Below are 13,430 nucleotides of genomic sequence, written 5' to 3'. Positions count from 1 at the left end.
ATGGTGTGCATGGTGTAAATGGGGTGTACATGGTGTATTTAATCACGGCAATGACCCGCGTTCCATTAGAATCGACGCTCCAACCAGCGCAACCCAGGCAAAAAATGTCCCGTCCTCATCTCAAGACCATTCAAATGTCCGTTCTCTCCCCATTTCCCCGACGGATCAGCATATTGGCGCTCATTCCTCTGATCGCATGCTCACTAGCGTATGCCGCAGCAGACGCACCAACTGGCAAGGATTTGCACGACAACTTTCACTTTCTGGGCGAAATGAACAAGGCCTCGACCGTCATGGTCGTAGAAACAGGCATTGTGCCGCCCGCCCTTGGTAAAAAGATCGCCTCCGCAGTCGACCAAGTCATCCAGAACGGTGACCAGCCCGGCGCGAAACGACCAGCAGACTATCTACAATATGAGCCGCTGATCCTTGCCATTGCTGGGCCGGACGGCTCGCGCATGCACTCAGGCCGCAGTCGCCAGGACATCCTATCGACGACCCGTCGCCTGATGCAACGCGAGCGCGCCTTGAAGCTGATGGATGCGATGAACAAATCGAAAGCCGAGTTCCTTACGCTGGCCGCAAAGCATCTCGACACGATTGTCCCAGCCTATACCAATGGTGTGCAGGCGCAGCCCACGACTTACGCGCATTATTTGCTCGCATTCGCGTCGGTGTTTGGTCGCGACAGCACCCGCTTGCAAGAGGCTTATGCACGCCTTAATCAAAGTCCGTTAGGCGGCGCTGCGCTGGGCACATCAAGCTTTCCAGTGGATCGGCGGCGACTGGCAGAATTATTGGGATTTGATGGCGTCATCGAGAACTCGTACGATGCCACCCAGTTAGGTGCGCTGGATCAAGGCGTCGAACTTGTCACGTTATGCAGCAATGCGGCACTGATGATCGGTATTTTGATGCAAGACATCCACACCCAATACCACCAGCCTTATCCCTGGATCATGATTCAGGAAGGACGCCTGACCGGGACCAGCAGCATCATGCCGCAAAAACGCAATCCCTACGCCCTCAATATCCTTCGCTTGCAAGCGAGTGATATCGTTGGTGGGTCAATGACATTCCAGTTAGAGGCACACAACGTCACGCCAGGGATGCCGGATTACAAACGCGATCAGGTCGAAAAGACGCTGGACATGACCACCGACGCCTTCATCAAACTGGCCGATCTGATGGACAACCTGATCATCGACAAAAAACGCTCGTTGCAAGAAGTAGACGAAGACTATTCGACAACAACGGAACTGGCCGATATCCTGCAACGCGACTCCGATATTCCGTTCCGCGTAGGTCATCACTTTGCCTCTGATCTCGTTACCTACGGTCGCACCAATAAGCTCAAGCCGACCGACATACCTTTTGACATCGTGCAACAAAAGTATGCCCAAGCAGTGAAGGTCTTCGGGTTCACCGAAACGCAATTTCCATTGACGCAAGAACGTTACAAAAAATCGTTGACCGCACAAAATATGCTGTCTTCCAGCAAAGGCCTGGGCGGACCGCAGCGCAGTGAAACCGAACGCATGCTCGCGGTTGAAAAAGAGAAATTGATGCAGGACGTCGCGTGGTTAAATACCCAGCAAAACAAACTTGCGCGTGCACAAGATAATCTTGATAAAACGTTTCATAAACTCGAAAATTAATAGACGCTTTGAGCCAGCAGTTGGAGTCCGCTCGAGACTCCAACAAAAATCCATCCACCGTTTCATCGGCAAATCTTGGATGTTAATTCAATGCGGCAAACATATTCCATTACCGCCAAGCCCGTCAATCAGTCTCATAATTCCGCCAAACCAAAGCGCCGCAATCCATCCAGATCCACCACCTGAATCGATTGGTAGGAAGTTGTCACCAGATTCAATCTGGCCAGTTCCTGCAACGCCTGATTGACGCGCTGGCGTGATAATCCGGTCAACAAACCGATTTCCTCTTGAGAAAAGGCGAGTACCGCCATCGTGCGGGGGTACAACACAGGATGAAATAACTGCGCAATCGCTTGAGCAACCTGCGCATCGGCACTTAGCAACCGCGTGTTTTGCAACGAAGCAATGAACTCGCCCATACGCTCATTCAGTTGCCGAATAACAAAGGCGGTGAACGGCAAGCTTTCAGCTAATAAAATATGAAACGTCTGCTCCGGAATTAACATAATCTCAGCGTCGCGTACTGCAATCACGTCATATTTGCGCACCTCCCGTTTGATCACGCTGCCCTCACCGACCCAACCACCGGCAGGAATACCTGAAAACGTACAACTGCGACCATCTGCGCTGTAGATAGCCAGCTTGATTAATCCGCGCTGCACACCGATCCAATAGTGCGAAATAACGCCGCGGCGTGCCACAAATTCCCTTGGGGCAAAATGCTGGATCACTGTCGTTTTTGCTACCAGCGTCTGATGTTCCGGAGCCAGCGCCAAAAACCACGCATGCATGGAAAGCTGATCAATAAGGTTTAACCCGACACTTGTCATGGCATCTACTATGAAATGGAAATAGTTGAATATTTTTTGTCCAAAGTGCGCAACCTGTCATCTGCATGACAAACAAAATGCCTAGCAAGTGATAGGCTAACGCCTGTTACACCATTACACCATTACGCCATTACACAATAACAAAACCAATCAGGATAGTGGCATATTCCATCAGGAGACTAGCATGGCAGCAGATTTCGACACCGGCCTTGGCAAGAATCAAGCCAACTTTGTAGCACTCACGCCCATCGATTTCATCGCTCGTGCCGCCGAGGTCTACGGCGACCGGCTAGCGATTGTGCACGGGCAACTCCGGCAAAACTGGCGCGAAACGTACGACCGCACCAAACGACTTGCCAGCGGTTTGCAGCGACTTGGCGTCAAAAAAGGTGACACTGTCGCCGTCATGCTGCCGAATACACCCGCAATGGTAGAGGCGCACTTTGGCATTCCGATGGCAGGGGCAATACTAAACGCGCTGAACATTCGACTCGACCTGACTTCGCTGGCTTTCATGCTGCGCCATGCCGAAGCCAAAGTCCTCGTCGTGGATACCGAATTCGCTGAACTGGCGGGGCAACTCGCACAGCAGATTGCTGGTCTGACGATTATTGCCGTGCATGATTTGCTCGGGCCGCAAGCCGCGCCATTTGGCGATACCGACTATGAAGCGTTACTGGCAACCGGCGATACCGATTTTGTCTGGGAGCCGCCAACGGATGAATGGGACGCGATAGCACTGAACTACACTTCCGGCACAACGGGCGACCCTAAAGGTGTGGTGTATCACCATCGTGGCGCAACGCTGAATGCCATATCGAATGTCCTCGAATGGGATCTGCCGAAGCATCCTGTGTATCTGTGGACGCTGCCGATGTTTCATTGCAACGGCTGGTGTTTTCCATGGACAATTGCCGCGCGCGCCGGCGTCAACGTGTGTTTGCGCAAGTTTGAACCAAAGCTGGTATTTGACCTGATCAAAGAACAGAAAATTACGCACTATTGCGCAGCCCCGATTGTGCATGCCGCATTAGCCAACTCACCCGCCGAATGGCGCGATGGCATACAGGGCGTCGTACGCGGCATGGTCGCAGGATCGCCGCCGCCCGCCGCCGTACTCGCAAAAATGGAAGAAATGGGCTTCGATCTGGTCCACGTTTATGGATTGACCGAAACCTACGGTCCCGCAGCCGTGTGCGCAGAACAAGCCGATTGGAGTGGACTCAGCGTCGACGCCCGCGCCGTCAAAAAATCACAGCAAGGCGTGCGCTATCACCTGCAAACATCGCTCGCCGTATTGCACCCGACGACGCTGCAACCAGTAGCAGCCAATGGCTTAGAAATTGGCGAGATCATGTTTCGCGGCAATATCTGCATGAAGGGCTACCTCAAAAACGAAAAGTCCACACAAGCAGCATTTGAAGGTGGCTGGTTTCATACCGGTGATCTCGGCGTGTGCATGCCCGACGGCTATGTCAAAATTAAGGATCGCAGCAAAGACATCATCATCTCCGGAGGAGAAAATATTTCGAGCGTCGAAGTCGAAGAAGCGCTCTATCGCCACCCAGACGTTTTAGCCGCCGCAGTAGTCGCCCAGCCGGACGAAAAATGGGGAGAAACGCCATGCGCTTTTGTCGAGTTAAAAGAAGGGGCAACAGTAACGGCAGCGGAAATAATCATTTTTTGTAAAAATATTCTGGCAGGATTCAAAGTGCCGAAAGCCGTGTATTTTGGTACGCTACCGAAGACCTCAACTGGGAAAATTCAAAAATTTGAATTACGCAATCGGGTGCACTCGCAAGCGGCTATTGATGTTTAAGTGGAGACTGCTGGATTAAATTGAGCTGGTGGGATTGACGCTGAATGTGGCGTATTGGAAAATATCATGATGAAACTTGCGGCCTGTTGAGATGTTAAGCAGGCCGCTTTTTATTAACAGAACAAAAATTTGTTCAGACTATATTTTTTCTTCGTATGGAATTTTCTGGTGAATATTTACATATTGAAATAGACAATCAGGAGGCATTATTAATGTGAACAGCCATTTTTTTCTGATATTTATCATGGCTCGCTTGAACTTCCCGGAAGGATAATTATGCCCTCGCCATCCTTGCCGCTTTCCTCACCATCCATCACTGCGAGTTTATTGCGCCACCAAGATTTGGTTGCCATTGGCATTCCGTGTGCGTAGGCTTCTCCAATAAAGTCTCCGGCCGCCGTATATGCTCTGACGTAACCGTCTACATAAAACAAACTGTCAGAACCTCCGCCCGGCAGCGGCATGAAGGGAATCAAGTCGTCGATGGTGAAGACTTTGTATCGCTGATAATAGAACTCCTTATTCGGGCTATATTGTTTTTCGCCGTACGGCGTTCCCTCATGCCAATTTTCATAAGAAAAATAAGCAAGCACGGGAAGGGCTATTAATATGAAAAGCCATTTTCTTCTGATTTTTATCATGGAAAACCTACATCTTTTGGAAACTTAATTCGTCCATCATCATCATTGTTACTAGCACCATCCATCACGACAAGAAAGTCATATATCCAGAATATGTTTGCCATCGGCATTCCGTGTGCGTACGCTTCTCCAATAAAATCTCCGTTTGCTGTATATCCCCTGACGTAACCGTCTACATAAAACAAACTGTCAGAACCTCCTCCTGGCATCGGCACGTACGGAATCCACTCCTCAATGGTGAAGACTTTGTATCGCTGATAATAGAACTCCTTATTCGGGCTATATTGTTTTTCTCCGTAAGGCGTTCCCTCATGCCAATTTTTATACGTAAAATAGGCAAGTACAGGAAGAGCTATTAATATGAAAATCCATTTTATTTTGATTTTGATTTTGATTTTTGCCACGGTAGCGCTATCTCCATTTTTTTAGGTACTTTTACCCACATCACATCCGAATACACCACAAAATCCCCACCTGTCTTATGGCGCGTTTGGTAGCGTCGGAAGTCGTCGTTAAAGGCAGGGACCACACTAGGAAATTGTTTACTCATGTTTGTTTTGTTTATAGCGCTGTACAACAACATGTAAGCAGCCATTTCATCTTTTGGAAGTAACCGCGTTTTGCTCCATACCCCCAAAGGAACCATTTCTTCAAAAGTGCTAGTAGTATTGAAGTCGTAGGTATCGCGTAAGTAAATGCCGATATGCTTGACATGAAATATGTCCTGTTGCAGCAACCAATTGGTGCTTGTTTCGCCGACTACGGCCAGTTTAAAAATGCCCTTGCCAACAGCACCGTATAGTTCGTCAAAAGTATCCAGTTTTTCGCCAAATTCTCGGTAATTCACCTGGCACTTACTATCTAGTTCACGCGCAGACAGGGTGCGGCTTCCTAACTTGCATGGCTCTATCGATTTTGGTTTCCAACCCCATTTTATTAATTTTTTAACAAGCTCATCCTTTCCATTATCCGTTGCCCAATTTTCCAAAACATCATCAAACGCCTCCACCGCACGCGGAAATTTCAGTAACCACGCCATCTTGATAATCTGGTCGTCATACTCCGCTGGCGTCAATTTACAAGGATCAAATTTCCCTATTTTTACGTCGTTGGGCATCACCCAACCAGAGTCGTTCTCGAACCAGTGCCGCATAATCTGTGCGGCGATAGGCCAGCCCATTTTTTCCATGATGTCGGGGATGTCACGGAGCTGCATCATTTCTATTGCGCATTCCACTCCCTTACGATCACTGCACGGGGTTGTCATGGCGACTGCAATGGGTAGACTCATTTTTTGTCCACTCCGAATCGCGTTTGTAATGCGTCCTGTCTTGTCATAGCATTCTCAATAGAGTTGGTCATCGAAATTTACGACGAGTATCAACGCTATTGTTTGCATTTTTACGATGTTTGAATGCTTGTTAGGTGTTCGACTTAGTATCGGGGGTGTATCCATTCTGAATAGAACGGAGGAACGGACCGCATGTAGTGGCGCAGACGCAAGCCAGTTGCGCAACTGCCGATTGCTGGATACGAACTAAGAACGCGCCATATAATCAACGCTGATCAAGGCGGTTCAGCAAAGACTTTGAACAGCGGTAATCCTCATCAACGATCAGCGCGCGCCTATCAACACAGTCATCGATACCAACCGCTATCGTATTTGAGATATAAAAAAAGCCCTTTGAGACAAAGGGCTTGAACAATAACGTTACAGATTCGGTGCCATCCAGCGTTCGATTTCTTCCTTCGGCACGTCACGCCGTTTCGCCATATCGCTGACCTGATCGTCACCGATCTTGCCGACGACAAAATACTTCGATTCCGGGTGGGCCATATAGAAACCTGATACCGCCGCACCAGGAAACATCGCGTAGGATTCTGTGAGTAGCATGCCGATTTCTTCGCATTGCAATACCTTGAACATGTCGGCCTTGACGGTATGTTCAGGACACGCAGGATAACCTGGCGCAGGACGAATACCGCTATAAGATTCCTTGATCAATGCTTCACTTGACAGGTCTTCAGTCGGCACATAACCCCACAAATCTTTGCGCACCCGTTCATGCAAGTATTCTGCAAATGCTTCGGCTAAACGGTCTGCCAATGACTTCAGCATGATGGACGAATAATCGTCGTGCGCATCTTCAAAACGCTTCTCGTATTTCTCGATGCCGATGCCTGCGGTGACTGCAAACAAGCCGATGTAATCGGCGATGCCGGATGACTTCGGCGCGATGAAATCGGAGAGGCATTGATTTGGTCGTGCGACGCCATCAATGATCGGTTTTACCGTTTGCTGGCGTGCGCCGTAGTAGGTGAAAGCAACCTGCGTACGGGTATCGTCTGTGTAGACTTCGATGTCGTCGTCGTTGACTGTATTTGCCGGTAACAAGGCGATCACGCCGTTGGCTGTCAGCCAGCGTCCGTCAATGACTTTCTTCAGCAAAGCCTGACCTTCTTCGAATACTTTGCTGGCAGCATCGCCAACCACTTCATCGGTCAAAATGGCGGGATACGGACCTGCCAAATCCCAGGTTTGAAAGAACGGACCCCAATCGATATAGCGAGCAAGTGTGCCGAGATCCACATTTTTGAACAGGCGACGGCCTATGAATTTCGGTTTTACCGGCGCAAAATCCAACTTGGTACGATTGGCCCGCGCATCTGCCAATTTCAACATCGGAACGGCTTTTTTGTTGGCGTGCTGGACGCGAATACGCTCGTAATCAACGGCGATTTCGGCAACGTATTGATCCCGCTGTTCTGGCGTCAGCAGCGATTGCGCCACTGACACGGAACGCGATGCATCCGGCACATACACCACCGGACCTTCATAATTAGGCGCAATCTTGACCGCAGTATGGGCGCGACTGGTGGTTGCACCACCAATCAATAGCGGCATTTTTACGCTACGGAAATAAGGATCGCGCTGCATTTCTTTAGCGACGTAGGCCATTTCTTCCAGCGACGGTGTGATCAGACCACTAAGACCGATGATGTCGGCATTTTCTGCCTTTGCCATTGCCAGAATTTCAGAGCACGGGACCATGACGCCCATGTTAACGACTTCAAAATTATTACACTGCAAGACCACTGAAACGATGTTTTTGCCGATGTCATGGACGTCGCCTTTGACCGTCGCGATAACGATTTTTCCCTTCGGCTTGGCGGCGATGCCGGTGCGTTCTTCATCAAGGCGTTTTTCTTCTTCGATGAACGGAATCAAATGCGCAACCGCTTGTTTCATCACGCGTGCCGATTTCACCACTTGCGGCAAGAACATTTTTCCTTGCCCGAACAAGTCACCGACGACGTTCATACCGTCCATCAACGGACCTTCGATAACGTGGATCGGACGACCACCGTTATCCAGCAATTCCTGACGTGCTTCTTCGGTATCTTCGACAATCCATTGCGTGATACCTTGCACCAACGCATGCGACAAGCGCTGCTGCACCGTGCCGCTGCGCCATTCCAGGGTTTCTTCTTCCTTCTTGGCGCCAGCTTTCAAAGTAGAGGCGATTTCAATCATGCGTTCGGTCGCGTCATCACGGCGATTCAACACCACGTCTTCGACCCGTTCGCGCAACTCAGCGGGCAGGCTGTCGTACACGCCCATCATACCGGCGTTGACGATTCCCATGGTCATGCCAGCTTTGATCGCGTGATACAAAAATACTGTGTGAATTGCTTCACGCGCCGGGTCGTTGCCGCGGAAACTGAAGCTGACGTTCGATACGCCGCCACTGATTTTGGCGTACGGCAGATTCTGATGAATCCAGCGCGTGGCGTTGATAAAATCTACGGCGTAATTATTATGCTCTTCGATACCGGTGGCAATCGCAAAAATATTCGGATCAAAAATAATATCTTCCGGGGGAATGCCAACCTGTTCGACCAGAATATCGTATGCGCGCTTGCAGATCTCAATTTTGCGTTCGTAGGTATCGGCCTGACCTTTTTCATCGAAGGCCATCACAATTACCGCAGCGCCATAACGGCGGCATAATGTGGCTTGGCGAATAAATTCCGGCAAGCCTTCTTTCATCGAAATCGAGTTGACGATGGCCTTGCCTTGCACGCATTTCAAGCCCGCCTCAATCACCGACCACTTCGACGAATCGATCATGATCGGCACGCGTGCGATGTCCGGTTCGGAAGCGATCAGGTTGAGGAAACGGGTCATCGCCGCTAACGAATCCAGCATCGCTTCATCCATGTTGATGTCGATGATCTGAGCGCCGTTTTCAACCTGTTGCCGCGCTACCGCCAGCGCTTCGTCGTATTGCTCGTTAAGAATCAATCGAGCGAAAGCTTTCGAGCCAGTGACGTTGGTGCGTTCACCAACGTTGACGAAGAGCGAACTGTCGTCGATGGTAAAAGGCTCAAGGCCGGACAGACGCATCTCGTGCGTCGTCTCGGGAACAACGCGTGGCGCAATGCTGGCGACGGTATCGGCAATGGCTTTAATATGATCCGGCGTGGTGCCGCAGCAACCGCCAGCGATGTTGACGAAGCCGCTTTCGGCGAAATCTTTTAGCAGCGATGAAGTCACATCCGGCGTTTCGTCAAACCCGGTATCGCTCATTGGATTGGGCAAACCGGCGTTTGGATAGATGCAGACAAAGGTGTCGGCAATCTTGGACAATTCTTCGGCATACGGCCGCATCAAGGCCGCGCCTAGTGCGCAGTTGAGGCCCACGGTCAGCGGGTTGGCATGGCGAATCGAATTCCAGAACGCGGGCACAGTCTGGCCCGATAAAATACGTCCCGATGCGTCGGTGACGGTGCCGGAAATCATGATCGGCAAGCGCAGACCGGACTCTTCGAAGAAGGTATCAATTGCGAACAAAGCGGCCTTGCAATTGAGCGTATCGAAAATGGTTTCGACCAAGAGTACGTCGGCCCCGCCTTCGACCAGCGCGCGCGTTTGATCCAGATAGGCCGCAACCAGTTGATCGAACGTCACGTTACGCGCCGCCGGATCGTTGACCTCTGGCGAAATTGACGCGGTTTTTGGTGTCGGTCCCAACGCGCCAGCGACAAAGCGCGGCTTGTCCGGGGTCGAATATTTGTCGCAGGCGGCACGTGCCAAACGCGCTGAGGCAACGTTCATCTCATACGCCAAATGCGCCATGTGATAGTCGTCTTGCGCAACGGTCGTCGCACCGAAGGTGTTGGTCTCGATCAGATCGGCGCCAGCGGCCAGATACTGTTCGTGCACTTCGCTGATGATATGCGGTTGGGTCAACGACAGTAATTCGTTGTTGCCTTTGACAAACAATTCGCGACCGGGACCTTGAAAGCCGATGAAGCGCCCAACTGGACCACCGCGATAATCTTCCTCCGTCAGCTTGTATTGCTGAATCATGGTGCCCATCGCGCCATCGAGTATCAAAATACGCTGCGACAATAACTGCCGCAAATGGGTTTCGGTAGGAGATATCTGGTTGACGACGGGCTTCATAGGCTTACTTTAGTCTTTGAAATGAACAGGTATTGATCCGCAGTCAAAAAAATGCAAAAACCCGGTCGCAGGCAGCGCCGGGTTAGACATACGGTGGATAGAAGAAATTATACGTTAAATCAAAGGGTTATGTTCTTTGAAACAATAGCTTAACGCGCTGGTATGGATCATTCCTGGCAATCGACAGCATCCACTAGCCTGATAACTGAAGGGATGGTTTGTTGGCACGGCACAGGTTCATTTAGTTTTAAAGTGAGACATTTAGCCGCGCCTCCTGCTTTTAAGAATTCGGTGAGTGGTGTTTGGTGCACGATGTAGCCATGCTCTGTGAGCACATTAACCAACGCCACCGATGCACAATTAAGAAAAATGTGTTGGCCGCAATTGACACTATTGCATGCAAAATGCAAGGCGTCGTCTGCGCTGACAATCAAACGTCGATGCGGGGGAACACGGGCCGCAATAGCTATCTGTGATGCAGCATCAAAAGCGTCCGGGAAATACATCACTTCGCCGCCCTCAAGCGGGCAAAAACAGGTATCAAGATGATAATACCGCGCATCGACCAAACGCAGTGGTTGTACTTCAACGTCCAACAGTTGAGAAAGCGGTTCTGCGCAAGCCACGTCAGAGCGATGGCCGTGTCCAAACCACAACAAGTCATCATGACGGTCTAACAAGGCGTCCCCCGCCCCTTCAAATGGTAAATGTGATGCCAGTTTTAACACTTCAAATCCGTGCGCCGCAAACCAATGTTCGAAATGACTTTCTTCCGCTTGTCGTTCAACATGGCGAAATCGGGAGAGCACCACTTTATTTCCCCGTACTACGCCGCCGTTAGCGGTGAACACGAGGTCAGGCACGCCAGCTTTGGCAGGAATCTGTTGAACGATGGCAACGGAGGCAATTTCACTGACCAATTCTTCCCATTGCAAACTGGCAACATCGTGGTCGGCATGCGCAATATTGCCCGCCATCCACGGATTGATGACGTATGCGACTTCAAAGTAATCTGGCGCACACATCAAGTAAGTTGATTTTGTGGCGCTCAACGTGCTAGCGACATTGGCTTCGACCAATTCACTTTTTTCGATGCCCGCTTGCGCCGTGTCATATCCGGCGTAAGTCATGCGTAGCTCCGTTCCGCTGGCGCGGTGACCGATGGTATTGCTTCGAGTGCCTTACGAATGATGTTGAGTCCGGTGTCTATTTCGCTGGCGCTAATTATCAACGGCGGCGCAAACCGCACCACGGTTTCATGCGTGTCCTTTGACAACATGCCTAACTCCAGCAATATTTCACAAAATGCGCGGGCCGAAATAATGGACGGGTCCAGTTCCATCCCGATCAGCAACCCTTTGCCGCGCACTGCACGGATGGCCGGATGCGACATCGCGCGCAAGCCGCTTTGCAAGCGCTGTCCCATGCGGTCAGCGGCTGCCGCCAGATGGTCATCGCGCAGCAACGATAGCGCGGCGTGACCAACCGCAGCGGCCAACGGATTGCCGCCAAAAGTGCTGCCGTGGTCGCCCGGTGTAAACACGGCCATGACGTCTTCTCGTGCCAAAAATGCCGATACTGGCAACAAGCCGCCACCTAGCGCTTTGCCCAGAATCAGGCCGTCCGGTACGACATTTTCGTGGTCGCAAGCCAGTAGCTTGCCGGTACGACCCAATCCGGTTTGCACTTCATCGCAAATAAGGAGGACATTATGGCGTGTACAAATTTCTCTGCACGCAGCGAGGTAGCCATCGGGCGGGACGATAATACCGCCCTCACCTTGAATTGGCTCGACCAAAAAAGCGGCTGTTCGCGGTGTAATTGCCGCTTCCAGCGCTGCTGCATCGCCAAACGGTATTGATACAAAGCCTGACGGAAACGGACCAAAACCGTCACGATATTGCGGCTCGGATGAAAATCCGATAATAGTCGTGGTGCGTCCCCCAAAGTTACCCTTGCAGACGATGATTTCGGCACTGTTATCAGGAATTCCTTTCACCTTGTGGCCCCATTTCCGCGCGGCCTTAAGCGCGGTTTCGACAGCTTCTGCACCGCTATTCATCGGCAGCGCTTTGGGTTGTCCGGTCATTTCACACAGCAACTGCAAAAATGGGCCGAGTTGATCGGTATAAAACGCACGGGAAGTCACGGCGAGCCGGTTGGCCTGACGGGTTAAGGCTGCGACTAAAGTGGGATTGCTGTGACCGAAACTGACTGCCGAATAGGCGGACATCATGTCGAGATAATGCTTGCCTGTTTCGTCCATAAGCCACACGCCGCGCCCGCTGCTGAGAACGACAGGCAAAGGTGAATAGTTATGCGCACTGTAGCGATTTTCTAGTGCGATGGCTGGGTTTTTCATGATGCGCTCCGGTCACAGTTTATGATTACATGATAATCACAAAGCATAAAAATATTTGTGCATAATGAAGCATGTTTCGCTACTTAAACGCATGATTCGTGCAGGAATGAGATGATAAATGGAAAAATTGGATCGATATGACAAAATTTTGTTGCGCACGTTGCAGGCGAACGGGCGGGCGTCTAATGTCGAGTTATCGGATCGGGTCAATCTATCGGCACCGCAATGCTATCGGCGGGTGCAGCGGCTCGAAAAGGACGGCATTATTCGTGGTTACGCGGCGCAAGTAGAACCTGCGGCGATTGGTTTGGGCGTTACGGCATTTGTCAGCTTGAACATCGCGCGTGAGCAGTTCAAACAGGTCCGCAAGGTTGAACAAGCGATTCGCGCATTTCCGGAAATTCTTGAGTGTTACACCATCTCTGGCGATTTTGACTACTTGCTCAAAGTAGTGGCGAGCGATTTGAAATCGCTGTCCGGATTTTTGACCGACCGGTTGATGCAGGTCCCGGGCGTGGCGGGCGTTAAATCGATGGTTTGCCTGGAAGAGATCAAACCACCAAGCCCGTTACCACTTGCAGATTGATGGATCGATGGATCGATTGCCTTTAGCACAGAGAAGACAAAGAGTGCGAACCTGCTTTCGATCA

The 13,430-nt window shown here is 50.8% G+C and carries 10 protein-coding genes; 3 read left to right on the top strand and 7 right to left on the bottom strand.

Annotated features, from left to right (window positions below):
* Window positions 1–134 precede the first annotated feature (134 nt).
* Entirely contained in the window at window positions 135–1,658 is a 1,524-nt protein-coding gene (locus ACXX82_RS11730; protein WP_458562968.1) for an argininosuccinate lyase, read from the top strand.
* 134 nt (window positions 1,659–1,792) lie between these two features.
* Here ACXX82_RS11730 and ACXX82_RS11725 read toward each other — a convergent pair whose 3' ends face one another.
* The gene (locus ACXX82_RS11725; RefSeq protein WP_458562967.1) at window positions 1,793–2,488 is read right to left on the bottom strand and encodes a Crp/Fnr family transcriptional regulator; all 696 of its coding nucleotides are present in this window, start codon (window positions 2,486–2,488) and stop codon (window positions 1,793–1,795) included.
* Window positions 2,489–2,672: 184 nt separating this feature from the next.
* Between ACXX82_RS11725 and ACXX82_RS11720 the strand changes: the two genes are divergently transcribed.
* Window positions 2,673–4,307 carry an acyl-CoA synthetase gene (locus ACXX82_RS11720; protein WP_458562966.1) on the top strand — a complete coding sequence of 545 codons (1,635 nt, stop codon included), beginning with the start codon at window positions 2,673–2,675 and terminating at the stop codon, window positions 4,305–4,307.
* Window positions 4,308–4,549: 242 nt separating this feature from the next.
* Here the strand turns inward: ACXX82_RS11720 and ACXX82_RS11715 are convergent, their stop codons facing one another.
* The 6 genes from ACXX82_RS11715 to rocD form a co-directional block, all read right to left on the bottom strand.
* Window positions 4,550–4,948, bottom strand: coding sequence for a hypothetical protein (locus ACXX82_RS11715; protein ID WP_322234864.1), 399 nt, complete (start codon window positions 4,946–4,948; stop codon window positions 4,550–4,552).
* On the bottom strand, window positions 4,945–5,352 hold the full coding sequence (locus ACXX82_RS11710; protein WP_322234862.1) for a hypothetical protein: 408 nt from the start codon (window positions 5,350–5,352) through the stop codon (window positions 4,945–4,947). Before ACXX82_RS11710 ends, ACXX82_RS11715 begins: the two co-directional genes overlap by 4 nt.
* On the bottom strand, window positions 5,322–6,164 hold the full coding sequence (locus tag ACXX82_RS11705; protein ID WP_458563985.1) for a DUF6402 family protein: 843 nt from the start codon (window positions 6,162–6,164) through the stop codon (window positions 5,322–5,324). Before ACXX82_RS11705 ends, ACXX82_RS11710 begins: the two co-directional genes overlap by 31 nt.
* Before the next feature lie 495 nt (window positions 6,165–6,659).
* Complete coding sequence (gene metH / locus ACXX82_RS11700) at window positions 6,660–10,418, bottom strand: methionine synthase (RefSeq protein WP_322234858.1); 3,759 nt, start codon at window positions 10,416–10,418, stop codon at window positions 6,660–6,662.
* 167 nt (window positions 10,419–10,585) lie between these two features.
* Complete coding sequence (locus ACXX82_RS11695) at window positions 10,586–11,548, bottom strand: dimethylarginine dimethylaminohydrolase family protein (protein WP_323506466.1); 963 nt, start codon at window positions 11,546–11,548, stop codon at window positions 10,586–10,588.
* The gene (rocD, locus tag ACXX82_RS11690) at window positions 11,545–12,780 is read right to left on the bottom strand and encodes an ornithine--oxo-acid transaminase (protein WP_322234854.1); all 1,236 of its coding nucleotides are present in this window, start codon (window positions 12,778–12,780) and stop codon (window positions 11,545–11,547) included. Before rocD ends, ACXX82_RS11695 begins: the two co-directional genes overlap by 4 nt.
* 118 nt (window positions 12,781–12,898) lie before the next feature.
* Here rocD and ACXX82_RS11685 point away from each other — a divergent pair, with 118 nt between their 5' ends.
* Window positions 12,899–13,366: an Lrp/AsnC family transcriptional regulator gene (locus ACXX82_RS11685; RefSeq protein ID WP_322234853.1), complete on the top strand. Its 468-nt coding sequence runs from the start codon at window positions 12,899–12,901 to the stop codon at window positions 13,364–13,366.
* Window positions 13,367–13,430: the final 64 nt, after the last annotated feature.

The sequence above is a fragment of the Glaciimonas sp. GNP009 genome (assembly GCF_054343755.1).
The sequence above is the reverse complement of the archived record's forward strand: the minus strand, read 5'-3'. Positions and strand labels throughout refer to the sequence as shown.

Coding starts and splice junctions, on each gene's coding strand:
- ACXX82_RS11730 (WP_458562968.1), top strand. CDS start 135: ATGTCCGTTCTCTCCCCATTTCCCCGACGGATCAGCATATTGGCGCTC.
- ACXX82_RS11725 (WP_458562967.1), bottom strand. CDS start 2,488: ATGACAAGTGTCGGGTTAAACCTTATTGATCAGCTTTCCATGCATGCG.
- ACXX82_RS11720 (WP_458562966.1), top strand. CDS start 2,673: ATGGCAGCAGATTTCGACACCGGCCTTGGCAAGAATCAAGCCAACTTT.
- ACXX82_RS11715 (WP_322234864.1), bottom strand. CDS start 4,948: ATGATAAAAATCAGAAGAAAATGGCTTTTCATATTAATAGCCCTTCCC.
- ACXX82_RS11705 (WP_458563985.1), bottom strand. CDS start 6,164: ATGCAGCTCCGTGACATCCCCGACATCATGGAAAAAATGGGCTGGCCT.
- metH (WP_322234858.1), bottom strand. CDS start 10,418: ATGAAGCCCGTCGTCAACCAGATATCTCCTACCGAAACCCATTTGCGG.
- ACXX82_RS11695 (WP_323506466.1), bottom strand. CDS start 11,548: ATGACTTACGCCGGATATGACACGGCGCAAGCGGGCATCGAAAAAAGT.
- rocD (WP_322234854.1), bottom strand. CDS start 12,780: ATGAAAAACCCAGCCATCGCACTAGAAAATCGCTACAGTGCGCATAAC.
- ACXX82_RS11685 (WP_322234853.1), top strand. CDS start 12,899: ATGGAAAAATTGGATCGATATGACAAAATTTTGTTGCGCACGTTGCAG.